This window comes from Streptomyces sp. NPDC026301, assembly GCF_055567935.1.
Genome location: NZ_JBVHPN010000020.1, coordinates 59,272 through 81,926, shown reverse-complemented (window position 1 = coordinate 81,926; position 22,655 = coordinate 59,272). Strand labels below are relative to the sequence as shown.

Annotated in this window: 18 protein-coding genes and 1 pseudogene; 16 read left to right on the top strand and 3 right to left on the bottom strand. The window is 71.6% G+C overall.

All coding sequences use genetic code 11. From position 1 onward, the window contains the following. Window positions 1-80 precede the first annotated feature (80 nt). The 5 genes from ACZ4MH_RS29045 (at window position 81) to ACZ4MH_RS29025 (ending at window position 6,335) form a co-directional block, all read left to right on the top strand. The gene (locus ACZ4MH_RS29045) at window positions 81-1,448 is read left to right on the top strand and encodes an ABC transporter substrate-binding protein (RefSeq protein ID WP_351587388.1); all 1,368 of its coding nucleotides are present in this window, start codon (window positions 81-83) and stop codon (window positions 1,446-1,448) included. 27 nt (window positions 1,449-1,475) lie between these two features. Then, on the top strand, window positions 1,476-2,459 hold the full coding sequence (locus tag ACZ4MH_RS29040; protein ID WP_351587390.1) for a carbohydrate ABC transporter permease: 984 nt from the start codon (window positions 1,476-1,478) through the stop codon (window positions 2,457-2,459). Next, on the top strand, window positions 2,456-3,316 hold the full coding sequence (locus tag ACZ4MH_RS29035; RefSeq protein WP_351587392.1) for a carbohydrate ABC transporter permease: 861 nt from the start codon (window positions 2,456-2,458) through the stop codon (window positions 3,314-3,316). Before ACZ4MH_RS29040 ends, ACZ4MH_RS29035 begins: the two co-directional genes overlap by 4 nt. A gap of 29 nt (window positions 3,317-3,345) precedes the next feature. Next, window positions 3,346-4,365 (top strand): hydroxyacid dehydrogenase, encoded by a 1,020-nt coding sequence (locus tag ACZ4MH_RS29030; RefSeq protein WP_351587394.1) that lies wholly within the window; start codon window positions 3,346-3,348, stop codon window positions 4,363-4,365. Window positions 4,366-4,457: 92 nt separating this feature from the next. Next, window positions 4,458-6,335 (top strand): DUF2264 domain-containing protein, encoded by a 1,878-nt coding sequence (locus ACZ4MH_RS29025; RefSeq protein ID WP_351587396.1) that lies wholly within the window; start codon window positions 4,458-4,460, stop codon window positions 6,333-6,335. A gap of 56 nt (window positions 6,336-6,391) precedes the next feature. Here the strand turns inward: ACZ4MH_RS29025 and ACZ4MH_RS29020 are convergent. After that, a pseudogene (locus ACZ4MH_RS29020) lies at window positions 6,392-6,655 on the bottom strand (ABC transporter substrate-binding protein); the annotation flags it as partial. 51 nt (window positions 6,656-6,706) lie between these two features. Here ACZ4MH_RS29020 and ACZ4MH_RS29015 point away from each other — a divergent pair. After that, on the top strand, window positions 6,707-7,606 hold the full coding sequence (locus tag ACZ4MH_RS29015; protein WP_351587398.1) for a LysR family transcriptional regulator: 900 nt from the start codon (window positions 6,707-6,709) through the stop codon (window positions 7,604-7,606). Between the two features lie 20 nt (window positions 7,607-7,626). Here ACZ4MH_RS29015 and ACZ4MH_RS29010 read toward each other — a convergent pair whose 3' ends face one another. Continuing rightward, a complete protein-coding gene (locus ACZ4MH_RS29010) occupies window positions 7,627-8,403 on the bottom strand; it encodes an SDR family oxidoreductase (RefSeq protein ID WP_351587492.1) in 777 nt (258 codons plus the stop codon). Between the two features lie 212 nt (window positions 8,404-8,615). Here ACZ4MH_RS29010 and ACZ4MH_RS29005 point away from each other — a divergent pair, with 212 nt between their 5' ends. The 8 genes from ACZ4MH_RS29005 to pstS all read left to right on the top strand — a co-directional run bounded on the left by ACZ4MH_RS29005 (window position 8,616) and on the right by pstS (window position 19,690). Beyond that, window positions 8,616-9,017 carry a tautomerase family protein gene (locus ACZ4MH_RS29005; protein WP_351587400.1) on the top strand — a complete coding sequence of 134 codons (402 nt, stop codon included), beginning with the start codon at window positions 8,616-8,618 and terminating at the stop codon, window positions 9,015-9,017. A 37-nt stretch (window positions 9,018-9,054) separates the two neighbouring features. After that, entirely contained in the window at window positions 9,055-10,578 is a 1,524-nt protein-coding gene (locus ACZ4MH_RS29000) for a purine-cytosine permease family protein (RefSeq protein ID WP_351587402.1), read from the top strand. Next, window positions 10,575-11,297 carry a nitroreductase family protein gene (locus ACZ4MH_RS28995; RefSeq protein ID WP_351587404.1) on the top strand — a complete coding sequence of 241 codons (723 nt, stop codon included), beginning with the start codon at window positions 10,575-10,577 and terminating at the stop codon, window positions 11,295-11,297. The genes ACZ4MH_RS29000 and ACZ4MH_RS28995 overlap by 4 nt, the downstream gene beginning before the upstream one ends. A gap of 119 nt (window positions 11,298-11,416) precedes the next feature. Then, window positions 11,417-13,585, top strand: coding sequence for an FUSC family protein (locus ACZ4MH_RS28990; RefSeq protein WP_351587406.1), 2,169 nt, complete (start codon window positions 11,417-11,419; stop codon window positions 13,583-13,585). Window positions 13,586-13,633: 48 nt separating this feature from the next. Beyond that, the gene (locus tag ACZ4MH_RS28985; protein WP_351587408.1) at window positions 13,634-15,142 is read left to right on the top strand and encodes a CoA transferase; all 1,509 of its coding nucleotides are present in this window, start codon (window positions 13,634-13,636) and stop codon (window positions 15,140-15,142) included. Between the two features lie 197 nt (window positions 15,143-15,339). Then, window positions 15,340-16,551 (top strand): alpha/beta hydrolase, encoded by a 1,212-nt coding sequence (locus tag ACZ4MH_RS28980; protein ID WP_351587410.1) that lies wholly within the window; start codon window positions 15,340-15,342, stop codon window positions 16,549-16,551. A 102-nt stretch (window positions 16,552-16,653) separates the two neighbouring features. Next, window positions 16,654-18,375 carry a chitinase gene (locus ACZ4MH_RS28975; RefSeq protein WP_351587412.1) on the top strand — a complete coding sequence of 574 codons (1,722 nt, stop codon included), beginning with the start codon at window positions 16,654-16,656 and terminating at the stop codon, window positions 18,373-18,375. 196 nt (window positions 18,376-18,571) lie between these two features. After that, window positions 18,572-19,690, top strand: a complete 1,119-nt coding sequence (gene pstS, locus ACZ4MH_RS28970; RefSeq protein WP_351587414.1) for a phosphate ABC transporter substrate-binding protein PstS — start codon at window positions 18,572-18,574, stop codon at window positions 19,688-19,690. Between the two features lie 47 nt (window positions 19,691-19,737). Here pstS and ACZ4MH_RS28965 read toward each other — a convergent pair whose 3' ends face one another. Further along, window positions 19,738-20,091, bottom strand: coding sequence for an SH3 domain-containing protein (locus ACZ4MH_RS28965; RefSeq protein ID WP_351587416.1), 354 nt, complete (start codon window positions 20,089-20,091; stop codon window positions 19,738-19,740). Window positions 20,092-20,319: 228 nt separating this feature from the next. Between ACZ4MH_RS28965 and ACZ4MH_RS28960 the strand changes: the two genes are divergently transcribed. After that, on the top strand, window positions 20,320-21,027 hold the full coding sequence (locus tag ACZ4MH_RS28960) for a response regulator transcription factor (RefSeq protein WP_351587418.1): 708 nt from the start codon (window positions 20,320-20,322) through the stop codon (window positions 21,025-21,027). Further along, complete coding sequence (locus ACZ4MH_RS28955; RefSeq protein WP_351587420.1) at window positions 21,024-22,655, top strand: sensor histidine kinase; 1,632 nt, start codon at window positions 21,024-21,026, stop codon at window positions 22,653-22,655. Before ACZ4MH_RS28960 ends, ACZ4MH_RS28955 begins: the two co-directional genes overlap by 4 nt.

Genomic DNA, 22,655 nt, shown 5'->3' with positions numbered 1-22,655 from the left:
TTCTTCTGATCGGTCTATTGACCGGGTTGTGTTGTACCGATCACTATTCCCGTGTCCCGAACGAGCCGCGGGAGGCTTGCATGCCCGGTCGACACAGCCGTCGCTCCGTGCTCGCTGCGCTCGCCGCCCTGTCCCTGCCCGGTGTGAGCGCCTGCACCGGCAGCAGTGACAGCAGTGGCGGCAGACAGCCGCACCACACCGGCAAGAACGCCGGTAAGAACACCGGCAAGCGCACCACACGCATCACCTTCTGGTCCGCCCTGCGCGGCAGCCAGGAAGTGGTGGCGGAGTTCAACCGCACGCACGACCACATCCAGGTAGACTTCCAGCAGGTCCCGTCCGGCGCGCTGGGCGGCTACGCCAAGCTGAGCAACGCCGCCCGCGCCGGTAACGCGCCGGATGTCGCCACCATCGAGTACCCCCAGGTCCCCGGCTTCGCGATCGACGGCGTCGCCCGTGACATCACCGACCTCGTCGACGACGGCCTGCGCGACAAGCTGCTGCCGCAGGCCCTGGAACTGACCACCTTCGACCGCCGGGTCTTCAGCGTCCCGCTGGACATCGAGCCGATGGTGCTGCATTACCGTGCGGATCTCTTCCGCAAGTACGACATCGATGTCCCCGGCACCTGGGACGAGTTCGAGGAGGCCGCGCGCCTGGTGCGGAAGCGCGCGCCGGACCGCCGGCTGACGCTGTTCCCGACCGATGGCATGACGCAGTTCGCCGCGTTCTCCTGGCAGGCGGGCGCCCGCTGGTTCGACACCTCCAAGGGCGCCTGGAACGTCTCCATGGCCGATGCCCCCACCCGGCGGGTGGCGCGCTACTGGCAGCGGCTGGCGGACCAGGACCTGGTCGCCAGGTTCGCCACCGACGGCAATCGCTACCCGGCCGAGATCGGGCAGGGCCGGATCCTCAGCCGGGTCCACGGCGCCTGGGACGCTGGCGCGCAGATGAACGCCCATCCGGGGCAGGCGGGCAAGTGGGCCATCGCGCCGTTCCCCCAGTGGGACACGCGACGGCCGGTGAACGCCACCCACGGCGGGTCCACGTTCGCCATCACCAAGGACTGCCGCCGGCCGGAAGCCGCGATGGAATTCATCAGCTGGCAGGTCACGCACCCCGACGCGCTGCGCGCCCGCCTCTCCAGCGGCACCAGCAGCCAGTTCCCCGCGGCCCCCGGCCTGATCGAGGTGGGCCGCAAGGCCTTCGACCGCCGCTACTACTCCGGGCAGGACATCTACGCGCTCTTCCGCGAGCAGGCCGAGCTCATAGACGACCGGTGGACGTGGGGGCCGCGCATGACGGCCACACAGAAGGTCATGCAGGACGGGTTCGCCCGTGCCGCCGGCGGCCAGGGCACGATCATCGACGCCGTACGCGAGGCACAGCGCGGCACCCTGCCGGACCTCAAGGCCCTCGGCCTGTCCACCACCGAACGCAGCAGCTGACCGACCGTCAGAGAGGTAGGTGACACCATGACCACGACCACAACCAGTACGGACGCCGTCGCGCTCGCGCCCCGGACCGCTCCCCTGTCGTCCGCCGCCCAGCGGCGCGACGCCCGCAGGCGGAAGCTCGGCGCGTGCGGTGTGCTGATGACCCCGTTCTTCGTCCTGCTCGTGACGGTCTTCCTCATCCCCGTCGGCACCGCCGTGTGGCTGAGCTTCTTCGGCGCCGACCAGCCGGGACTCGGGTTCGGCCCGGAGCGGACCGTCTTCGTCGGACTGCGCAGTTACGCGGCGGTCCTCACCGACCCGACCTTCCTCGGCGGCCTCGGCACGGTCGCCGCGTACTGCCTGGTCTACATCCCGCTGATGGTGGTGTGCGCACTGGCGCTCGCCCTGCTGCTGGACTCGGGCGTGGTACGGCTGCGGGCCTGGGCGCAGTTGGCGCTGTTCCTGCCGCACGCCGTGCCCGGCATCATCGCCGCGATCATCTGGCTGTACCTCTACACGCCCGGCATCAGCCCCGTGATCGGCCTGCTGGCCCAGGCGGACATCACCATCGACTTCCTGGGCGTCCACACGGTGCTGCCCTCGATCGTCAACATCGCGGTGTGGAGCAACCTCGGCTACAACACCATCATCTTCTACGCCGCGCTGCAGGCCGTCCCGCGCGAGGTGATCGAGGCCTCGGTGGTCGACGGCGCGGGGCCGGTGCGCAGCGCCCTGCAGGTCAAGGCGCCGCTGGTGCGCTCCTCGATCGTGATGGTCGCGATGTTCACACTGATCTGGGGGCTGCAGCTGTTCACCGAGCCGATGCTGCTCGGCCAGCAGACCCCGATGATCAACTCGCGCTTCACCCCGAGCATGTACATCTACGACGCCGCCTTCAACCGCAACAACTACAGCCTGGCGGCGGCCGCCTCGGTGATCCTGCTCCTCTTCACCATCGCCCTGTCCTACGGCGTGACCCGCTGGACCAACCGGTCCGCCGAGAAGCAGGAGGCCGCCCGATGACCACCACCTCCGCAGCGCTGCGCCCCCGGCTGCTCGGCCGGACCGCCGTGAACGCCGTCGTCGGCGTGTGCGTGCTGTACACCCTGCTGCCCGTCCTGTGGCTGGTGCTGGCCGCCACCAAGAACCGCGACGCGCTCTTCAGCAGCGACCTGCTGTCCCTCGGCGACTTCTCGTTCTTCGCCAATCTGGGCGAGCTGTTCTCCATGGACGGCGGGCTGTTCAGCCGCTGGTACGGCAACAGCCTGCTGTACGCGGTGCTGGGTGCGGCGCTCGGCGCGCTGATCAGCATGGCCTGCGGTTACGCCTTCGACAAGTACGCCTTCCGGCACAAGGAGAAGCTGTTCGGCGTGGTGCTGGCCGCGGTGATGGTGCCGCAGACCGTGCTCGCGCTGCCCCTGTACCTGATGGCGTCCGGCGTCGGGCTGGTCAACACCTTCTGGGCCGTCTTCATCCCCGTCCTCTTCAACCCCTTCGGCGTCTACCTCGGCCGGATCTTCAGCCAGGGTTATGTGCCCGACGAGGTACTGGAGGCGGCCCGCATCGACGGCGCCGGCGAACTGGCCACGTACTTCAGGGTCGCCCTGCGGATGCTCGGCCCCGGTCTGGTGACGGTCTTCCTCTTCCAGCTCACCGCCACCTGGAACAACTTCTTCCTGCCGATGGTGATGCTCTCCGACCAGGACCTGTATCCGGTGAGCCTGGGGCTGTACACGTGGAACAGCTCGGCGACCGTCTCGCCCGAGTACTACCCCGTCGTCGTCATGGGCTCGCTGCTCGCGGTGGCGCCCCTGATCCTCGCCTTCATGCTGCTGCAGCGCTTCTGGCGCTCGGGGCTGACGGCGGGAGCGGTGAAGTAAGCAGGCGTACGACAAGTCGAAGGAGATTCATGCCCGACGTCCCTCGCCGGCCGCGTGCCGCGCTCGCCATGAGCCAGGACGCCGCCACGGCCGTCTTCGGTCCGGACGAAACGGCGGCCCTCGCCGCCGTGTGCGAGCCGGCGCCCTTGCCCGTACTGGACGACCTGACGACCGAACGGGCCCGTGCGGTCCTCGCCACGACGGAAGTGCTGGTCACCGGCTGGGGGTGCCCGCCCGTCGATGCCGCGGTGCTGGCCGCGGCGCCCCGACTGCGGGCCATCGCACACTCGGCGGGCAGCGTCCGCCACCACCTCACCGACGCCTGTTGGGACCGCGGCATCGAGGTGTCCTCGGCGGCCGCCGCCAATGCCCTGCCGGTGGCCGAGTACACCGTCGCGATGACCCTGCTGGCGAACAAGCGCGTCCTGGAGCGCGCCCGCGACTACCGCGCCACCCGCAGCCGCGACGCCTGGCTGCGCACCGACCGCTCGGTGGGCAACTACCGCAACACCGTGGGCATTTGCTCAGCGTCGCTGATCGGTCGGCGGGTGATCGAGCTGCTGCGCCCGTACGACCTCCAGGTGCTGCTCTACGACCCGTACGTGTCCGAGGCCGAGGCCGCGGCGTTGGGAGTGACGGGCGTCGGTCTTGAGCAGCTGTTCGCCGCGAGTGATGTCGTCAGCGTGCACACGCCGCTGCTGCCCGAAACCCGTGGCCTGGTCAGCCGGGAGCTGATCGGCCGGCTGCGCCCGGGCGCCACGCTGATCAACACCTCCCGGGGCGCCGTCGTCGACCAGGACGCGCTCACCGACGCGGTGACCTCCGGCCGCCTGCACGCGGTCCTGGACGTCACCGAACCGGAGCTGCTGCCGCACGGCCATCCGCTGTGGGACTGCGACAACGCCCTGCTGACCCCGCATCTGGCGGGCTCGCAGGGCAACGAATGGCGCCGCCTCGCCGATCTGACGGTGAGTGAGGTGGCCCGGTGGGCCGCCGGTGACGGCTTCGCCCATCCCGTACACCGCGAAAGGCTGGCGTTCCTGGCATGAACGACGTCATCATCGGCACGAACGCATCCGAAGGCACGCACGCATCCGAAGGTACGAGCCGTTTTCTCCAACTGCCGCCCGATGATTATGAGTTGAGCCCGTACACCGGCTACACCCGGGCCCACTGGGAGGCCGCCGCCGACGGCCTGGTCCGCGCGGCCTTGCGCTGGGCCACGCCCGGCGGGGCGCTGCTGGACCTGCCCGGGCGGCCCTCCCGGTCCGGCGTGCGCTCCGACGGCCTGGAGGGGTACGCGCGGACGTTCCTCGCCGCGGCGTTCCGCATCGCGGGCGCGGGCGGCGCCGACCCGCACGGCTTCCTGCCCCGGTACGCCGACGGGCTCGCCGCCGGCACCCGCACACCGGGCCGCGAGGACGCCGAGTCCTGGCCGCTGATCCTCGACCACGACGTCCAGGGCCAGCCGATGGTGGAGTCCGCCTCCGTCGCGCTCGGCCTGCGGCTGACCCGCCCGTGGCTGTGGGACCGCCTCGACGCCGACGTACAGGACCGCGCCGAGGAATGGCTGCGCGGCGCCCTGCGGCACACTCCCGCACCGAACAACTGGTACCTCTTCGCCGTCACCGTCGCCGGCTTCCTGGAGTCGGTCGGCCGCGGCGATGCGGAGACCCGGCGCGCCATCGACCGGGGCCTGCACCTGCTGGAGACCTGGTACCGCGGCGACGGCTGGTACGCCGACGGCGACGGCCGCGCCTTCGACCACTACAACGGCTGGGCCCTGCACCTCTACCCGGTGCTGCACGCCCAACTGGCGGGCGACAAGGGCCTGCTGGACCTGTACGGGCCCCGGCTGAGCGAGCACCTGGAGGGTTACTCGCTCCTCTTCGGCGGCGACGGCGCCCCCATCCACTTCGGCCGCTCGCTGACCTACCGCTTCGCCGCCACGGCGGCGGTCGGCCTCGGCGCGCTGACCGGCCACACCCCCCTCGCACCGGGCGTCTCCCGCCGGCTGCTCAGCGGCGCCCTGCGCCACTTCCTGACCCGCGGCGGGGTGGGCGCCGAGGACGGACTGCTCGGCCTGGGCTGGTACGGGCCGCACGAGCCCACCTGCCAGACGTACTCCGGGCCCGGCTCCCCGTACTGGGCCTCCAAGGCGTTCGTCGCGCTCCTCACCCCCGCCGACGACCCGCTGTGGACGGCCACCGAGGAGGCGGCCCCCGCCGAGGCCGCGGACCGGGTACGGGCGCTGCCCGCCCCCGGCCTGCTCGTCCAGACCACCGCGGCCGACGGCATCGCCCGGCTGCACAACCACGGCAGCGACCACGTCCGCCCGCACGAGGGCGACAACGCCGCCGCGCACGACGTCCTCTACGGGCGCTTCGCGTACTCGACCAGTACAGGACCGACCTCCGCCGACAACGCCCCCGACAACCACCTCGCCGTCGAGGTCGCCGGGCGGTCCTCGGTGCGCTGCCGGATCCATCCGCTGGGCGCCGGCGACGGCGACGGCTGGGGCTGGGCGGCCTCCTGGCACCGCCCGGTGTTCGCCGCGGGCCCGCCGATGGTGCCGGGCCTGGAGGTACGGAGCGTGACGGTGGCCCGCGGCCGGTACGAACTGAGAGTGCATCAGGTCGCGGGCGTCCCGCACGGCGCCCGCATACACCTGACGGGCTGGGCAACGCCCCCGGCCGGGCCACTGTTCTCGCAGCTCCACGGCCTGCACGGCTGGCCGGACCACGACGAGGTACGCGCCCCGCAAGGCACAGCCTTCACCCCCTGGGCGGTACTCCCCCGCCTCAGCACGCGGCCCGTCGAGGACGCCGACGCAACGGTGCTCGTGGCGGCCCTCGCTTCCCTGACGGGTGCGGCGGAGGCAGCGCCCCTGACCGATGTCGCCACCGTGGTGTCGGCGAACGCCGAGGAGATCCGCGTCCGGTGGGCCGACGACGGATCGGTCACCCGGATCGCCTTCACCGTTGGGACGCGACACGTCACGGTGGTGGCACGGGAGTGAGGCGTGGTACGGCGTCTCGCAGGGTGCGGGTGGCCTTCAGCAGCTTCCGGGCGCGCCACGATGTCCAGTGGCGCCGCGCGGGACAGCTCGAAGCGGACCTGCCGGGTCCCGACCGGGGTGATCTTCTTCACCGGATCCCACACGTAGGAGGCGCCGGCCCTCAGCTTCATGGTGCGCTCGATCGACGCCTTGACCGCCTCGGCGGTCAGCGGGTGCCCGGAGTGGAACCGTACGTTGTCCCGCAGAGTGAACGTCCAGGTCCGGCGGTCCCCGGACCGCGGGAATCCTCGTCGGCAGATCTGAGTTGTCTGCTGTGACAACGACTGCCACGAGGTGGACCGCGGTCCACTGCAAGGAGGAGACGGGAGCCGATGAGCCTTCGTCAGTTCGAGTACGCCCTGGCCATTGCCGAGGAGGGCTCGGTGACGGCGGCGGCAGAGCTGCTGCGCGTCGCTCAACCGTCGGTGTCCCAGCAGATCCGCGGTCTGGAGCGGGATCTCGGCGTGGAATTGTTCGCTCGCACGCCGACCGGACTGGTGCCCACCGTGGTCGGCCGCGCGTTCCTGCGGGAGGCGGAGGTCGCGGTGAGCGCGGCGCGGCGGGCGCGGACGACGGCGCGGGCCGGTGCCGATGACATCGTGGGCGAGCTGGTGGTCGCGGTGCAGATGGGCTTCGGCACGCGGCAACTGCCGAACGCCCTGGGCGCGCTGCGTCGCCGCTTCCCGCGGCTGGAGGTCACCGTCTTCGAGGAGCCGAGCTCCGCCGAGCTGGAGCGGCTGTGCCGCCGGGGCGTGCTGGACCTCGCCCTGATGGCGGCGTGCGAGCGGAGCCCCGCCAACGCCCACCACCTCGGCGACGAGGAGCTCGTCGTGGTGCTGGGCGCCGGGCACCGGCTGCTCACCGCGGACCGGGTCGAACTGCGCGAACTGGAGGGGGAGCCGTGGGTGAGGTTCGACCGCGACAGCGCGCTCGACGGCGTACTCCTTGCCGTGCTGCGGGACAACGAGCTGGCCCCGACCACGGCCGCCCGCGTGTCCCAGACGGCGACGGCCGTGCGCTGGGCCGCCCAGGGGCTGGGGGTGACGCTCGTCCCGGCCTCCGCGGTGCCCGACGGTCACGAGCACCTCGTGCGCCCGGTGTCCCCGGCCGTGTCCCAGCCCGTCATCGCCGTAATCCGGCAGGGCCCGGGCCCCGCGGAAACGGCATTGCTGGAACTCCTGCGGCAGGAGGCCTGGGACATATTCGCGCGAGGGACTGTCAGCCCTCTCTAGCAATTCCTCGCAATTCGGTGTCAGCCCCTGGGGAATTCACCGCCGTCCACGAAGAGATTACTTCCGGTCAGCCAGCCCGCCCGGTCGGACGCGAGGAAAAGCACTGCGTCGGCGATGTCGTCGGGCCGCCCGTCGCGCCCCAGCGGCGTCGTGTCGTCGGCGTTGACCTGGGCCGGTGCCGCGCTCAGGCGCGCCCACTCCTCCCGGGTCGCTTCGCCGCCGGGGGTGGTGACCCGGCCGGGGCTCACGGTGTTGACCCGGATTCCGGCCGGGGCCAGTTCGGTGGCCAGTCCCCGGCTGTAGTTCTCCAGCGCCGCCTTCGCCGCCGTGTAGTGCAGGAACTGCCCCAGCGGGGTGCGGACGGCGGCCGAGGAGACGTGCACGATCACCCCCGACCGCTGTTCCCGCATCCCCGGCGCCAGCAGTGCGTCGAGGCGTACCGACGCCAGGAAGTTCAGGTCAAGGGCCTCCTGCCACTCCTCGTCGGAGATGGCCGAGGCGGCCGCGTGAGGTGTGGCTCCGCCCGCGTTGTGGACCACGATGTCCACCCCGCCGAGCGTCTCCTGCACGGCCGCGGCGAGCGCCTCCGCGCCGGCCCGCGTCCGCACGTCGGCCGCCACGAACGCGGCCCCCTCCGGCACCGTGCTCGTCGCCGACCTGGCGGTCGTGAGCACCTCGGCGCCCGCGCCCAGGAGCTGCCGCACGACGGCCGCTCCGATTCCGCGAGTACCACCCGTGACCAGTGCCCGCTTTCCCGCGAGTTCCCGCGTTCCCGATGAATTCTCGATCGTGGCCATGCCACCGGTCCTCTCCATAGCGTAATTATCCGCTCGACGGAATTCAGTCGCGATGCGCGCCTCATCGAGCTGTTTCACAGTAGGACCGGAAAAGAATGAGAGACAAAGACGAAAAGTCAGCAGAGGCTATAGGGGACTCCTATGGCAGCGACTGGTGACTGTACCTACTAGTATGTACGCTCCTGCTCTCCTCTCGGAAAGGGACCTCTGACATGCCATTTGTGCGCATTGACGCGCTCGGGACCGACAGCACGCGGCTCGACGCGCTCGGCCGTGCCGTGCACGACGCCCTCGTCGAGACGATCGGCTTTCCGCCCGACGACCTGTTCCAGGTCCTGACCGGTCATGACGGCGTCAACAGCACGCTGCGCTACGGCAATTACCTCGGCATTCGGCGCGACGACGGGATCGTGTACGTCGCGATCACGATGCGTTCCGGGCGCACCCCCGAGCGGAAGCGGGCGTTGTACCGGCGGATCGCCGAGCTCGCGCACGAGTACGCGGGGACCGAGCCGCGGAACGTCTTCATCACCCTGACCGAGAACGAGTCGGTCGACTGGTCCTTCGGGCACGGGGTGGCGCAGTACGAGCCAGGGGGCGCTGACAGACTGTGAGGCCGAGCGACAGCAGCGGCGACAGGAAGCGGAGCACGTGACCACGGCGATCACCGAAATCGAGACCTACGGCGTCGAGCGCATACCGGACGAGGACCGTTCCGCGCGTCCGATCGACCTCTTCCGGCTGGCCTTCGGTGGCGCGAATACCTTCGCGACCTGTGTGCTCGGGGCCTTTCCCGTGCTCTTCGGGCTGTCCTTCCTGCAAGGGCTCGCGGCGACCGTCCTCGGGCTGGTCGCCGGGGCGCTGCTGCTCGCCCCGATGGCGTTGTTCGGCCCGGCCAACGGCACGAACAACGCCGTCTCCTCGTCCGCGCACCTGGGCGTGCACGGGCGGATCGTCGGGTCGTTCCTCTCGCTCCTCACCGCCGTGGCGTTCTTCTCGATTTCGGTGTGGTCGTCCGGGGACGCGCTCGTCGGCGGCGCCCACCGGCTCGTCGGGGTCCCCGAGTCGGGGCCCGCGTACGGCCTCGCGTACGCGCTCTTCGGCGGGCTCGTCCTCGTGGTCTGCCTCTACGGCTTCCGGTTCATGCTGCTGGTCAACAAGGTGGCCGTGGTGGCGGCGTCGGCGATGTTCGTCCTCGGCGCCTTCGCCTTCGCGGGCGACTTCGACCCGGGGTACGCGGGTGCCTTCGCCTCGACCGACGACCCGCTGTTCTGGCCCTCGTTCGTCGGTGCCGCGCTGATCGTGCTCTCCAACCCGGTCTCCTTCGGCGCGTTCCTCGGCGACTGGTCCCGCTACATCCCCGCCGCGACCTCGCGCCGCCGGGTGATGGGCGCCGCGTTCCTCGCCCAGCTGGCCACGCTGCTGCCCTTCGTCTTCGGCCTGGCCACCGCGTCGGTCATCGCGGAGAAGGCCGCGCGGTACGTCGACCCGGCGGCGCCCAACTACGTCGGCGGCCTCCTCGCCGTCTCGCCCGGCTGGTACTTCCTGCCGCTCTGCCTGATCGCCCTGATCGGCGGCCTGTCCACCGGCACCACCGCGCTCTACGGCACGGGCCTGGACTTCTCCAGCGTCTTCCCGCGCTTCAGCCGGGTGCAGGCCACGCTGTTCATCGGGGTGCTGTCGATCGCGTTCATCTTCGCCGGCCGCTTCGCGCTGAACCTGACCCAGTCCATCTCCACGTTCGCCACGCTGATCATCACCTGCACCGCGCCCTGGATGGTCGTCATGATCCTCGGCTATGTCACCCGCCGCGGCTGGTACGACGCGGACGCCATCCAGGTCTTCAACCGGCGTCAGCGCGGCGGCCGTTACTGGTTCACGCACGGCTGGAACTGGCGCGCCATGGCCGCCTGGCTGCTCTCCGCCGCGCTGGGGCTGCTGTTCACCAATCTGCCCGGCCAGTTCGTCGGCCCGCTCGGCGGCCTCGCCGGCGGCGCGGACATCTCACTGCCCGTCGGCCTCGCGCTCGCCGCGGTGAGCTACCTCCTCCTGCTGGCCGTCTTCCCCGAACCGCGTGCGGTGTACGGGCCGGACGGGCCCCGGTTCGTCCGGGCGTCCGCGGCCGAGGTACCGCCGATCGTCGACGACCGTACGACCTACACTCTGCGGTCATGATCACCACCACGACCGCCTCCTCCGCCCGTCAACCCCCGCTCTTCGACACCATGTCGACCATGCGGGCCATGCGCCGCCTGAAGCCCGACCCCGTGCCGGACGAGCTGCTGGAGCGGCTCGTACAGGCCGCCGTCTGGGGACCCAGCGGGGGCAACATGCAGCGGTACGAGTACGTCGTCGTGACCGACCCCGAGGTCATGGCACGGCTGGCGCCGCTGTGGCAGCGGTGTGTGGACGCCTACCTGGCCACCACCGGTAAGCATGCGCCTGAGGGGATGGACGAGGCCGCGTACGGCCGCATGGTCGCGGCCATCGAGTACCAGCGCGACCACTTCGCCGAGACCCCTGCTCTGATCATCCCCTGTTACCGGATGCCCGAGCAGCAGCCGGACGAAGCGGGGCTGCGGGCTTCGGCGCAGGCGCTGGGCACGGACGCGGTACAGGAGCTGGCACGGACCCAGTCGCGCTTCACGGCGCTCGCGGAAGGCTCGTGCGTCTATCCGGGCGTGCAGAACCTGCTGCTCGCCGCCCGCGCGCTCGGCCTGGCCGCCAACATCACCATCTGGCACCTGATGCTGGAGCGGGAGTGGAAGCAGGCGCTCGGCATCCCCGAGGACATGCGCACCTTCGCGGCGATCCCCGTGGGGTGGCCGGCCGGCAACTTCGGTCCGGTGCGGCGGCGCCCCGTCTCCGAGGTCATCCACCGCAACGCCTGGTGACGTTCTGATGAGGGACCGAGGGACCGACTGCGCCCCGGCGGCGGGAGTGGGCTGATTCACTCCCCGTCGGGGCGCGGTCACTCGCCCCGCACGGACCGTTAGGTGTAACATACATATATATGAGTGAGGTCAAGGCATGGTGCTCCGCCATCCAGCACAGCTTCCGGGCGGGGCTGAAGATGGAACGCGTACTTTCGGATCCCTGGGCGATCGGCCGGGCCGTGCTCGCCGTCGTCGCCGCATCCGTCGTGGGATGGCTGCTCGACGACCCACTGGCCTGGGCCATGATGACGGTCGGGGCCTTCATCTGCGGCATCGGCACGCTCCTGGCGCCGGTCCGGCACCGGGCGGTGAACGCGCTCGCCCTCGGGGTCGGGTTCTCCCTCGCCACACTGGTCGGCGTGTACCTCCACCCGATGGGCTGGTGGTTCCTGCTCGTGCTCGCCGTGGCGTCCTACGTCGCCGGGCTGTGGCGCGCCCTGGGCGTGGCCCCCGGCATCCGGGCCTGCCTGGTCACGATCGGCCTCATGATCACCGCGGACCTCTCCCCCGGCACATCGGCCGGGCTGACCATGGTCCAGTGGATCGCGGTCGGTTCCGCCATGGTCTTCGTCGCCCAGCTGCTGCCCCCGTACGGCCGTCGCCACCCCGCGCAGCGCAAGGCGGTGGCCGCGCTGTACCGGAGCCTGGCGAGCACCGCGCGGGCCGCCGAGCCCGCCGAGTACCTCTCGTCCGCCCCCTTCACCGCGGCCCGCTCGGCCCTTGATCTGCTGCCGTCGTTCGCCCGCCCCGCCGCGGCCCCGCTCTACGGGCTGCTCGCGGAGGCCGAGGGCATCCGGCGGGCCCTGCACTTCCTGCCCCGGACGGCGCGCGTGCCGCGTACCGCGATCGCCGAGGCGCTCGACGCCGTCGCCGGTACGGTGCTGACCGCCCGGCGCCAGGACGCCGACGCCGAGGCCCTGCGTCTGCTCGACACCTGGCGCGGGCCCGAGGCCGACGCGCTGCTGCCCCGCCTCCGGGAGGCCGCGCGGCTGGCCGACCACTGGCTCCAGGCCCGCGGCCCCGAGGGCCTTGACCAGGTACTGGACGCCTTCCCCGCCGAGAACGCGCTGCGTTCCGGATGGCGCCGGCTGATGGCCGAGATGCGCCCGGGCGCTCCCCTTTTCCGGCACGCCATCCGCATCGCGGTCGGCACCGCGGCCGGTGAGGCGGCGGGCCGCGCGTTCGGCGACTTCTGGGGCCACGCCCTGCCCGACCACGGCTTCTGGGCCGCGCTCACCACGATGCTGGTGCTGTTCCCCGACTACGGGCACACCTTCGCCCGCGGCTGGAGCCGGCCGATCGGCTCGATCCTCGGCGGGATCGTGGCGTGGGTGGTGCTGCTGCCCGGCGGGTGGAGCGCCGACGGGCTGGTGATCGGCGCGGCGGTCCTCGCGGCCTGCGTCTTCCTCACGCTCCGCGTCGGCCAGCTCGTACTGAACTTCTTCATCACCGCCTGGATCGTCTTCCTCATCAGCCGGCTCGGCTCGGCGCCCGACCTGATCGAGTGGGGCCGCCCCGCCGACACCCTCGTGGGCGCGCTGCTCGGCCTGGTCGTCTTCGTGGTGATCCCGACGTACCACCACCACCGCACGCACGAGCTGCTGGCCGACTGGCTGCGGGTGCAGCGGCGGCTGCTGCCGATGCTGGTCACCGGGTACGCCGAGGCGGGCGCGGTGGATCCGGCCGGGATCGACGTGCTGCGCCGGCAGTCCCGGCAGGCCAGGGAGCGGCTGGACGGCGCGATCGGCAGCCTCGGCCACGAGCCCCGCAGCCACCGCGCCCGGTGGACCGCCGAGGAGCTGACCGGCATCCAGCGGTCGGTGTACGAGATCACCCAGTGCGCCGCGCTGCTCTACGACGGGCAGCCGGGCCGGCCGGCGGACGCCGTGCCGGAGACCGCCGAGTTCGCCGCGGTCCTCGATCACCACCTGGCGGAGCTGGCCGCCGTCGTCGCCGCGAAGGGCCGGCCGCACCCCGGCGTCCTGCGCGCCGCCTTCGACGCGACGGCCGCCCGCAGCGGGCTCGCCGACCTGGTCGACCGCACCGCGCCCGACGGCGTCGCGCACGCCCGTGGCCGGGCCCTCACGCTGTGCCTGCACACCGTGACGGCCGTCGAAGAGCTGGTCGCCCGCCTGGCCTCCGGCGCGGCGGCCGGTCCGGTGGCCGGTGAACGGGGGTCGGGAGCGGGCCAGTTGGGCTCCGTACGCAACCATCGCACTCAGATGTCGTATGCAACCACCGAATAACCACGTCGTACGCAACCACCGAACACAGCACAGGGAGCTGACCGACCGATGACCACGAACACCGAGCACGCCCAGCGGCTCACCCAGCGCATCGAGGCAGCCGTCGCCGCCCCGGCCACCGACGACGCCTTCGACGTCGAGGCCGCCTTCGCCGAGGTGCTGGCAGGCATCGGCATGAGCCCGGAGGACACCGGGGGCAAGGTCACCTTCCTCGGCGCCGACCCGGTCGTACCGAGCACCCTGCGGCTGGGCGGGGCCGCCGCCATCGCGCTCGCGGCCAAGTCCGCTGCGGTCGCCAAGCTGTGGCGGCTGCGCGGCGGCGACGGGCAGGACATCACCGTGGACCTGCGGAGCGCGCCGCACCGGCTGTGCCCGTTCTACGACCGCCGCTGGGAGCTGCTGAACGGCTACCCGCCGGCCTCCTCCACCAACGTCAACCAGGCGCTCGGCTTCTCCTTCTACCCGACCGCCGACGGCCGCTGGGTGATGCCGCTCAATCCCTACCCCGGCATCAAGAACGCCGCCATGAAGCTGCTCGGGACGCCGGACGACCCCGCCGCCGTGGCCGCGGCGATCGCCGGCTGGAACGCCGATGACCTGGAGAAGGCCGCTGTCGAGGCCGGCGTCGTGCTGCCCGTGCTGCGCTCCCCGCTGGAGATGCTGGACGAGCCCCAGTACCGCGACCACCTCGCGCACATGCCGCTGGTCCAGATCGAGAAGATCGGCGACAGCCCGGCCGAACCCCTGCCCACCGAGGGCGACCAGCCCCTCTCGGGCATCCGGGCCCTGGGCATGGGCCATGTGATCGCCGGCGCGGGAGCGGGCCGGTCGCTGGCCCTGCACGGCGCCGACGTACTGAACATCTGGCGCCCCAACGAGCACGAGCACGACACCACCTACACCACGGCCAACATCGGCGTCCGCTCCACCACCCTCGATCCGCGCTCCGCCGAGGGCGCGGCCCGCATTCGCGCACTGCTGACCGGCACCGATGTCTTCTACGCCAACCGCCGCCCCGGCTACCTCGACAGCATCGGGCTGAGCCCGGAGCAGGCCGCCGAGGCGCGCCCCGGCATCATCCACGCGACGGCCACCCTCAACGGCCCCACCGGGCCGTGGGCCGACCGGGTCGGCTTCGACCAGACCGCCGGCAGCCTGGTCGGCATGATGAACCTCGAAGGCGACGGCGAGCGGCCCGGCCTGCCGCCGATCCTCGTGGTCAACGACTACATCGTCTCCTGGCTGATGGCAGCCGGCGTCAGCGAGGCGCTGGCCCGCCGGGCGCGCGAGGGCGGCAGCTACCGCGTGCACGTCTCACTGACCCGTGCCGCGCTGTGGATCCTCAGCCTCGGCGTCTTCGACAAGGCGTACGCGGCCGGGATCGCCGGTACCGGCGTGGAGCACGCCTACCTCGACCCCGAGACCTTCACGGACGAGACCCCGCTCGGTACGTACCAGGGCGTCACCGACCAGGTACGGATGTCCGGCACCCCCGGCCGCTACCCGTTCACCCTCGTCCCCCGCGGCTCTTCGCGGCCGGAGTGGCTGGGGGCCTGAGCTACGGCCGGGGTTGAGGGTCGCTGCCGGCGCCGTACGGGGCACCGGGTGGGCAACGTCCTTGGCAAGAACCGGCCCCAGCCGGAACGCACCGTGCTTCGCTCGCCTCCTCAACGATGAGCGGGACCGGGCCGCCCGCCGAGCTGACGGGCGGCCCGCCCCGGACGTTGCGAGGTGTGGGGTGGAGTGATGGGCGCATGGATCTGACCAGCGGCTCGCTCGAATACACGGTGGTGGTGGCCGCCGTGCTCTGTGTGGTGCTCACGGTGTGGGGCTGGCCCCGGCTGGCCGGGCGCGGGCTGCTGCCCGTGCTGGGCCGGCTCGCGTCCATCGCCGTCACCCAGCTCGCGCTCGTCTGCGCGCTGGCCCTGGCCGTCAACTCGGCCTTCGAGTTCTACGGTTCGTGGAACGAACTGCTCGGACGCAACGAGCAGGCACCGGTGTCCGTCACCCACCAGACCGGCCCGGACGGCAACCGGGAGACGGTCGCCGGGGCGCGGCGCGGGCTGGTGCAGGCGGCCGGGCCCCAGGGGCTGGACCGGGTGGACGGACTGCCCGCGGGCCCGCCGGACAAGGCCGGCAAGGTGGAATCCGTACGGATCATGGGGCGCCGTACCAGGGTGGTGAATCCGGCCTTCGTCTATCTGCCGCCGCAGTACTTCCAGCGCCAGTTCCGCCGCCAGCGCTTCCCCGTGATCGTCGCGATCAGCGGCTATCCGGGCGGCATCACCAACCTCGCGCGGTACCTCCGCGTGCCGCAGACCGCCGGGCGGCTGATCGCCCGGCACGCGATGCAGCCGACCGTCGTGGTGATGATCCGGCCGACCATCGCACCGCCGCGGGACACCGAGTGCGTGGACGTGCCCGGCGGGCCGCAGGCCGAGACGTTCTTCACCAAGGACCTGCCGGACGCACTGAAGTCGGTCTACCGCGTCGGCCACGACCCCAGCGCCTGGGGAGCACTCGGGTACTCCTCCGGCGGCACCTGTGCCCTCCAACTCGCCCTGCGCAATCCCGGTGTCTACACCTCGGCCGTCGCGATGTCCGCCGACTACCGGGTCACGGACGACCTGACCACCGGCAGCCTCTTCGGCTCCGGGCCGCGGGCCGCACAGCGCCGGCGCGAGCACGACCTGCTCTGGCGGCTGAAGCATCTCCCGACGCCGCGGGTCTCCGTGCTGGTGGCCAGCAGCCGGCAGGGCGAGCCGGATTACGCCGACACGATGCGCTTCGTGCGCGCGGCGAGGCCGCCGATGACCGTCGACTCGATCATCCTGCCCCGGGGCAGCCACCACTTCACGACCTGGCGACGGGAGATCACGCCCGCGATGGAGTGGATGGGCTCCATGCTGACCTTCCCGCAGGACGTGGCGCCCCGGCCGCGGCGGAGCGCGCGGACCTCGCCGTGACCCCTTGACAACAGCATTGGTCTGAACCATTTTTAGCGCAGACACGGTGGCCGCCGTCTCGTACGTGCCCTTGGGTTCCCCTCTTCCGCACCGGAGACAGCCATGCCCCGTACCGCAGATGTCAGACCCGGCCGGCACAGACGCCGGCTCACGGCCCTCCTCGCCACCGCCGCGGCCTTCGTGTGCGCGGCGAGCGGCGCCCCGTCGGTCGCCGCCCCGCAGGCCGACGTCAACGTCGCCAAGAACCCCGGCTACGAGTCCGGCCTGTCCAACTGGACCTGCGCGAACGGCAGTGGCACGACCGTCACGAGCCCCGTGCACAGCGGTACGGGCGCTCTGAAGGCCACCCCGGCCGGCTCCGACCACGCCCAGTGCTCGCAGACCGTCGCGGTCAAGCCCGGCTCGACGTACCGACTCAGCGCGTACGTCCAGGGCTCGTACGTGTACCTCGGCGCGTCCGGCACCGGGACCACCGACGTCTCCACCTGGACCCCCGGCGGCTCGGGCTGGCAGCAGCTCAGCACCAGTTTCACCACCGGGCCCGCCACCACCTCCGTGACCGTCTACACGCACGGCTGGTACGGGCAGCCCGCCTACTTCGCCGACGACCTCAGCGTGTTCGGGCCCGACGGCGGAGGCGGCACCGATCCCATACCGGGCGTGCCGGCGGCCCCGACCGGTCTCGCCGTCGGCTCCGTGACGCCGTCCTCCGTCGCCCTCTCCTGGAACGCGGCCAAGGACGCCACCGGATACACCGTCTACCGCGACGGCGCCAAGGCGCAGTCCGTCAGCGGTACTTCCGCGACCGTGACCGGCCTGAGCCCGTCCACCGCCTACCGCTTCCAGGTCGCGGCGACCAACGCGGCCGGCGAGTCCGCCAGGTCGGCCGAGGTCACCGGCACCACGGCCGCCGACGGCGGGCCCGGCGGCAATCCGGCGGTGCCCAAGCACGCGGTCACGGGCTACTGGCAGAACTTCAACAACGGCGCGACCGTCCAGAAGATCAGCGACGTGCCGGGCCAGTACGACATCATCGCGGTCTCCTTCGCCGACGCCACGAGCACGCCCGGCGCGGTCGCCTTCCACCTCGACACCGCGGGCCTGAACGGCTACACCGTCGACCAGTTCAAGGCCGACATCAAGGCCAAGCAGGCGGCCGGCAAGTCGGTGGTCATCTCGATAGGCGGCGAGAAGGGCACGATCTCCGTCAGGGACGCGGCCGCGGCGGCGAACTTCGCCAACAGCGTGTACGCGCTGATGCAGGAGTACGGCTTCAACGGCGTCGACATCGACCTGGAGAACGGCCTCGACCCCACCTACATGACGCAGGCGCTGCGCTCGCTGTCGCAGAAGGCGGGCGGCAAGCTGGTCCTCACGATGGCCCCGCAGACCATCGACATGCAGTCGACGTCGGGCGGGTATTTCAAGACGGCGCTGAACGTCAAGGACATCCTGACCGTCGTCAACATGCAGTACTACAACAGCGGTTCGATGCTCGGCTGCGACGGCAAGGTCTACTCCCAGGGGACGGTGGACTTCCTGACCGCGCTGGCCTGCATCCAGCTCGAAGGCGGTCTCGACCCCTCCCAGGTCGGGATCGGCGTGCCCGCCTCCACACGCGGCGCGGGCAGCGGGTATGTCGCACCGAGCGTGGTCAACGCCGCCCTGGACTGCCTCACAAAGGGCACCGGCTGCGGCACCTTCAAGCCCGCGAAGACCTACCCCGGGCTGCGCGGCGCGATGACCTGGTCGACGAACTGGGACGCCACCGCGGGCAACGCCTGGTCCAACGCAGTCGGCCCGCACGTCCACGCGCTGCCGTAGCGACGGCCCGCACGGCGGTGTTCACCTGGCCGTGATCCAGAGATCACCTGCTGTTCGCCCGGGCGACACGCACCTCGTACGAAAGATCGGCGAGCATTCATGTCCAGTTCGTTGTGTCGAGGTGAGTGTGGCGCCGTGTGGGTGCCGTGCGGGTGCCGTGAGGGGAACAAGAGTGCAAAGCCAACGTCGGGTCCGTATGAGGCGTACGAGCCGATGGAGCACTCTGCTCACCGCGACCTGCGCGGGCGCCGCGCTGCTCGCCGGGTGCGGGGCGCAGGCCACCGGCCCGGCGGACGGCAGCCGCCGGTCCGCGGAGCCGGTGCCCGCCGGGATCGACTGTGCCGGTCAGGGCAGGGCGCGCGGCTCCGGCTCGACGGCGCAGCAGAGCGCCATGGAGCACTGGATCGACGCGTACCAACGGGCCTGCCCGGGCGCGCGGATCGCCTACAACCCACTGGGGTCGGGCGCCGGTGTCGCGCAGTTCCAGCGGGGGGCGACCGCGTTCGGCGCCACCGACGGGGTGCTGAGCAAGCAGGAGATCGAGTGGTCGCGAGAGGTCTGCCGGGGCGGCCGGGCCATCCATCTGCCGATGGCCGGCGGCCCCGTCGCCATCGGTTTCCAGCTGCCGGGCGTGGACCATCTGGTACTGGACGCGCCGACCCTGGCGAAGATCTTCGACTCCCGCATCACCACCTGGGACGCACCGGCCATCCGGAAGCTGAACCCCGGCACGAAGCTGCCGTCCCTGCCCATCCGGCCGATGCACCGCTCGGACGACTCGGGCACGACCCAGAACTTCCAGGAGTACCTGGCCGGTGCCGCGCCCGAGGACTGGCCGCACTCGGCCGGGAAGGCGTGGCAGGGCAAGGGCGGCGGCGCCGCCACCGGGTCCTCCCGCGTCGCGGCGGAGGTGGCCTCCTCGCCCGGGACCATCGGCTACTTCGAGCTGTCCTTCGCCGTCTCCCACAAGATCACTACGGTCAGCATCGACACCGGTGCCGGCGAGCCGGTGGCGCCCACGACGGAGACCGCCTCGGCCGGCATCGGCGCCGCCGAGATCGTGGGTGAGGGCAAGGACAAGACGCTCGCGTTCGACTACGCCGCGCCGAAGCCCGGTGCGTACCCGATCGTCCTGATGACGTACGAGCTCGTCTGCGACAAGGGAAATCAGGCCGCTTCCCTGCCGGTCCTCAAGTCGTTCCTGACCTACACCGCGGGCCCCGAGGGTCAGAAGCGGCTCCCGGCACTGCACTACGCACCGCTCCCCGACCCCGTCGCGACGGAGGTCCGCCGGGCGGTCCGCTCGCTGAACTGACCAGGGGCGGCCCCGGCGGGACCGCCCCTGGCAGTACGGGCAATGGATCAGAAGCCGCAGTACACGCTGGAGCCGTAGTCGCTCAGCAGGTCGTCGCGGACCCAGCCGTAGGTGCCCGTGCTGTCGTTTCTGAGGTACGTCCAGGTGTAGTCGCCGGCCACCGTGTAGCAGTGGTAGTCGAGCCGGTGGCCGGAGTAGGCGATGCCGTTGCTCGCACAGCCGGTGCTGGAGCCGCTGCGCTCGTTGGCACCGCTCGCCGTGGCGTTCCAGGCGCCTCCGTCCTTGTCGGCGGCGGTCTTGCCGCAGGACGCTGCGGCCACCGCCGGAGTGGAGAGGGTGAACGGGAGGCACACGGCCACCGCCGCGATGGCGGGCAGAACGGCTGCGAGTCGACGCTTCATAAGATCCCCCACATGCGATTTTTTGTTGGCACCGCCCCTGCTTGCCGAGTGGCTTGAGGCAAGAGCAGTGACCACTGCATCGCCTGGGATGCACGTGGCGTTAGTACGATCCTGTTCTGAACATGGCGAAGAAAGCATTCCGCCCCGGAGTGACCGATTTCGGGTGCCCGAGAGGCCGAAAAGGCGCTACGGGCGCACAAATTGGCACATGACGTGAGGAGAGGCGCGTTGAGCGCTCGCATACTGGTCGCCGAGGACGACGTGAAACAGGCCCGCCTGATCCGGCTCTACCTGGAGCGGGAGGGGAACGAGGTCCAGGTCGTCGGCGACGGCCGCTCGGCCGTGGACCGGGCACGGTCCGCCCGGCCCGACCTCATCGTGCTCGACGTGATGATGCCGAACGTCGACGGACTCGATGTGTGCCGCATCCTGCGCGCCGAGTCCCAGGTGCCGATCCTGCTGCTCACCGCGCGCACCACGGAGGAGGACATGCTCCTGGGGCTGGACCTCGGGGCCGACGACTACCTGACCAAGCCGTACAGCCCGCGGGAACTGACCGCCCGGGTCCGGGCGTTGTTACGGCGGGCGAAGGCGGCGGGGCGTACGGAGCCCACCGTCCTCACGGTCGGGGACCTGGAGATCGACACCGCGCGCTTCGAGGTGCGGGTGGCCGGCGAGCCGGTGGTGCTGACCGGCAAGGAGTTCGCCATTCTGACCGTCCTCGCGGGCGAGCCCGGCCGGGCGTTCACGCGGGCCCAGATCATCGACCGGGTCTTCGGATTCGATCAGAACGTCCTGGAGCGCACGGTCGACGCGCATGTGATGAACCTGCGACGGAAGCTGGAGAAGGCGGGCGGCCCCGACGGCCCGCGGTATGTGGAGACGGTGTACGGACGGGGTTACCGGCTGGCCGCGGGTCAGGGTGAGGAGCGGTGAGCTTCCGGGTGCGGGCGCTCGCCCTGCTGATGCTCGTCGCGATGGCCGCCACGGCGGCGACCGCCTGGCTGACGTGGCGTCAGGCGACGCGGCAGGCCGCCGATTCCGTCACCGCCGGGCGGCAGGTGGTGTCCCGCATCACCGGCGAGCTGTACGCCTACGGTTTCGCGCACGGCACCTGGGAAGGCATCTCGCCCACGGTGAGCCGGCTGGCGAAGGACACCGGCCAGCGCGTCTGGGTCGCCACGGAGGCCGACGAGCTGCTCGCCGACTCCGACGCCCTCACCGGCCGCGAGCCGCGCGCGGTGAGCCGGCAGCCCCCGGTCCTGGTCGACCCGCGCCCCACGCTGCGGCTGCCGACGGACCAGGTACCGCTGGCCTCGGTCAAGCGCACGGTCACGGCGATCGGCGAATACCGGGCGGCCGCGGCGTATGCGGCGTGCCTGACCCGGGCCGGGGCCACGGTCACGGCCCGGCCGAACAGCATCGGCGTGCCCCGCGTGAGTACGAACGGCAGGGCGCCCGCGCAGTGCGAGGAGCCGGCGGCGGCGTCCGACCCGAAGGCGGCCCAGGACCACGCGGCGGTCCAGAAGTGCGAGGGCGAGCGGCGGTTCGCCACCTGCCTGCAGCGCGCCTTCGACGAGCGGATCGGTACGGCCGCGCCGCCTCGGCTGCAGGTCCGCATCGGGGTGCGCGACGAATCCCCGCCCACCCTGGCCGCCGCGCCGACCGTGGCCGTCGCCGTCGGGGTCGCCCTCGCGGCCATCCTCGGCGCGCTGCTGCTGAGCCGGGCCGTACTGCGCCCGATCCGCGCCCTGACCGTGGCCGCCCGGGGTCTGGGGGACGGCGAGCTGGGCCGGCGGGTGCCGGTCTCCGGGCGGGACGAGATCGCCGAACTGGGCCGTGCCTTCAACCGGATGGCCGATTCCCTCCAGGCCGGCGAGGAACGCCAGCGCCGCCTCACCGGTGACATCGCGCACGAACTGCGCACTCCCCTGGCCAACTTGCGCGGCTACCTCGAAGCATTGCAGGACGGGGTCGTGGAGCCCACGCCCGAACTCCTCGCGTCCCTCCACGAAGAGGCGATGCTGCAACAGCGGATCGTGGACGACCTGCAGGTCCTGGCGCTGGCCGAGGCCGGGGCGCTCACCTACCACCGCGCCGACGTCGACCTGCGCGACCTGCTGGAGACCTGCCGCACCGCCCACCGGGCCCAGGCCGAGAGCGCGGGTGTCGCGCTGGAACTGGCGGCGCCGCAGCGGGCGTACGCGGTCGCCGACGCCGACCGGCTGCGCCAGGTCATCGGCAATCTGATCGGCAACGCGATACGGGCGACGCCGCCCGGCGGCACGGTCACGCTGGCGCTGGCCTCCCGCGCCGACCACGCGGTCCTCCAGGTCCGCGACACCGGCACGGGCATACCGGCCGAGGACCTGCCGCACCTCTTCGACCGCTTCTGGCGCGCGGACGCGGCCCGGGGCCGCGCCACCGGCGGCAGCGGCCTGGGCCTGTCCATCGCCCGGCAGATCGTGAGCGATCACCAGGGGACGATCGGGGTGGAGAGCACGGTGGCGGTGGGGACGGTGTTCACGGTGGCGCTGCCCGCGGGGCCGGGTCCCACCGGGTGA

Excerpts from the sequence above, each read along its gene's own strand:
- ACZ4MH_RS29045 (WP_351587388.1), top strand. The coding sequence starts at position 81 with ATGCCCGGTCGACACAGCCGTCGCTCCGTGCTCGCTGCGCTCGCCGCC.
- ACZ4MH_RS29040 (WP_351587390.1), top strand. The coding sequence starts at position 1,476 with ATGACCACGACCACAACCAGTACGGACGCCGTCGCGCTCGCGCCCCGG.
- ACZ4MH_RS29035 (WP_351587392.1), top strand. The coding sequence starts at position 2,456 with ATGACCACCACCTCCGCAGCGCTGCGCCCCCGGCTGCTCGGCCGGACC.
- ACZ4MH_RS29030 (WP_351587394.1), top strand. The coding sequence starts at position 3,346 with ATGCCCGACGTCCCTCGCCGGCCGCGTGCCGCGCTCGCCATGAGCCAG.
- ACZ4MH_RS29015 (WP_351587398.1), top strand. The coding sequence starts at position 6,707 with ATGAGCCTTCGTCAGTTCGAGTACGCCCTGGCCATTGCCGAGGAGGGC.
- ACZ4MH_RS29010 (WP_351587492.1), bottom strand. The coding sequence starts at position 8,403 with ATGGCCACGATCGAGAATTCATCGGGAACGCGGGAACTCGCGGGAAAG.
- ACZ4MH_RS29005 (WP_351587400.1), top strand. The coding sequence starts at position 8,616 with ATGCCATTTGTGCGCATTGACGCGCTCGGGACCGACAGCACGCGGCTC.
- ACZ4MH_RS28995 (WP_351587404.1), top strand. The coding sequence starts at position 10,575 with ATGATCACCACCACGACCGCCTCCTCCGCCCGTCAACCCCCGCTCTTC.
- ACZ4MH_RS28990 (WP_351587406.1), top strand. The coding sequence starts at position 11,417 with ATGAGTGAGGTCAAGGCATGGTGCTCCGCCATCCAGCACAGCTTCCGG.
- ACZ4MH_RS28985 (WP_351587408.1), top strand. The coding sequence starts at position 13,634 with ATGACCACGAACACCGAGCACGCCCAGCGGCTCACCCAGCGCATCGAG.
- ACZ4MH_RS28980 (WP_351587410.1), top strand. The coding sequence starts at position 15,340 with ATGGATCTGACCAGCGGCTCGCTCGAATACACGGTGGTGGTGGCCGCC.
- ACZ4MH_RS28975 (WP_351587412.1), top strand. The coding sequence starts at position 16,654 with ATGCCCCGTACCGCAGATGTCAGACCCGGCCGGCACAGACGCCGGCTC.
- pstS (WP_351587414.1), top strand. The coding sequence starts at position 18,572 with ATGAGGCGTACGAGCCGATGGAGCACTCTGCTCACCGCGACCTGCGCG.
- ACZ4MH_RS28965 (WP_351587416.1), bottom strand. The coding sequence starts at position 20,091 with ATGAAGCGTCGACTCGCAGCCGTTCTGCCCGCCATCGCGGCGGTGGCC.